The 1,446-nt window shown below is 65.3% G+C and carries 1 protein-coding gene; it reads right to left on the bottom strand.

The features are described 5' to 3' along the window. A partial coding sequence (locus tag AB0E14_RS39750; protein WP_362430474.1) for a hypothetical protein occupies positions 1 to 1,446 on the bottom strand: 1,446 nt, incomplete at both ends.

Here is a 1,446-nt window from a genome sequence, read left to right as displayed (position 1 = left end):
GATGCCGGGGAGGGTGGTGATGTCTTTGCCGAGCCCGGCCTGGGTAAGTACCTCGTCCCGGTTGTCCCTCACATACGGCGCCACCTGACGGGCTTTGACGTCCAGGCGCAGGCGCTGTCCCAGCCCCGCCACCCATTTCTGCAGGGTCGGCACCGGGTGCCGGTACTCATTGGCGATGTCGGTGATGTTGAGGGCGGGGTGGCGGAGGAGGGTGACGATGACCTGCTTGTCGCGTGGGGTGGGGCCTGCGACTTCTCGGGAGGGGATGGTGAGGGTGGCGATGTCGCTGATGTCGAGCCCGGCCTGGGTAAGTACCGTGTCCGGGTTGTCCCGCACATGTGCCATCACCTCACCGGCTGTGCCGGGCACGCGCAGGTTTTTTCCCAGCCTCTCCACCCAATTCTTCAGGGTCGGCTGCGGTTGCCGGTACTCATTGGCGAGGTCGGTGATGTTGAGGGTTCGGTGGTGGAGGAGGGTGGCGATGACCTGCTTGTCGCGTGGGGTGAGGCCTGCGACTTCTCGGGAGGGGATGGTGAGGGTGGCGATGTCGCTGATGTCGAGCCCGGCCTGGGTAAGTACCGTGTCCGGGTTGTCCCGCACATGCGCCATCACCTCACCGGCTGTGCCGGGCACGCGCAGGCTCCGTCCCAGCCCCGCCACCCAATTCAGCAGGGTCGTCTCCGGTTGCTGGTACTTCTCGGCGATGTCGGTGATGTTGAGGGTTCGGTGGTGGAGGAGGGTGGCGATGACCTGCTTGTCGCGTGGGGTGATGCCTGCGACTTCTCCGAAGGGTATGGCGGGGAGGGTGGTGATGTCGCTGCTGTCGAGCCCGGCCAGGGTAAGTACCGTGTCCCGGTTGTCCCGCACATACGTCACCACATCAGCGCCTGTGACGTCCACGCGCAGGTTTTTTCCCAGCCTCTCCACCCAATATTGCAGGGTCGGCGGCTGTTGCCCGTAGTACCTGGCGATGTCGGTGAGGCTGCCGGTGGGATGGTGGTGGAGGAGGGTGGCGATGACCTGCTTGTCGCGTTCGTCCAGGATTTTGGGGCGGGGGGTTTCGTAGGGGGCGAGGTCGTTGGCTTGTTTCCGGATCATGCCCACGGCGACCGCGTCCTTGTGGTCACGGATATACCGCAGTGTCTGCGCATTGGTCGTCCCGGAGTCCAGCCCCAGCTGAGAAGGCCTCGATCGCAGCCAATTGTTCAGGGTCTTCGGGTCCATGTTCATGTGCCGGGCGGTATCGGCGATACTGCCTGCGGGTGCGGCGTTGATGCCCGCGAGGATCTGCTCATCCTTCTCCCGTGTCTGCTTGCTGGAGGGCCGGGGGTCGTGGACGACGACAGCCGGCAGATCCGTGTCGGCCTTGCGCTTACGCGGCCGTCCGGAGGGCCCCGGCACCGGATCGCCGCCGGCCGTATCCGGTGCGAACACATCCAGGTTCAC

Origin of the sequence: Streptomyces sp. NPDC047981 (assembly GCF_040653315.1) — a bacterium.
Taxonomy (GTDB): Bacteria; Actinomycetota; Actinomycetes; order Streptomycetales; family Streptomycetaceae; genus Streptomyces.
This window is presented reverse-complemented; position numbering and strand designations above follow the sequence as displayed.